Consider the following 465-nt stretch of genomic DNA (forward strand, 5'->3'; position numbering starts at 1 on the left):
CCGCCGCTCGGCGGCCTCCGGCTCTCCGCTCTCCGGCTTCCCGCCGCCCGGTTTCCCCGCCGCCTTCGCGTTCTCCGGGAACACCACGTCCGAACAGGAGTAGTACGTGTCCGGTGTGCTGCTGTTCTGCCAGACCGTGTAGAGCACGTGACGCCCCGACCGGTCCGCGGGCAGGGTCACCCGGAACCGGTAGGCACCGTCCGTCAGGGCCGGCTCCGCCACCTCGGCGAACGGCCGCTCCGGGAGGTCGGACCAGGTGAGCGGCTTCGCCGGGTCGTAACCGGGCTTCGTCAGATACATGCGGAACGTGCCGGTGTGCGGGATCGTCGAGACATACGTCATCGGCAGCGCCGCGCCGCGTCCCACCCGGGTCGCCGGCCAGTCGGCGCGGGCCAGGTCCAGGCCCCGGTAGGCGGGCAGACCCCCGCTGCACAGCCGCCCGTCCGGGATCCGCCGCCGGTCCCG

1 protein-coding gene is annotated in these 465 nt (G+C 73.5%); it reads right to left on the bottom strand.

What is annotated here, in order from left to right:
- Nucleotides 1-465, bottom strand: a 465-nt coding sequence (locus B9S61_RS34795; RefSeq protein WP_146065027.1) for a lytic polysaccharide monooxygenase, incomplete at both ends; no start/stop codon positions are given.

The sequence above is a fragment of the Streptomyces sp. SM1 genome, assembly GCF_002910825.1.
Taxonomy (GTDB): Bacteria; Actinomycetota; Actinomycetes; order Streptomycetales; family Streptomycetaceae; genus Streptomyces; species Streptomyces okerensis.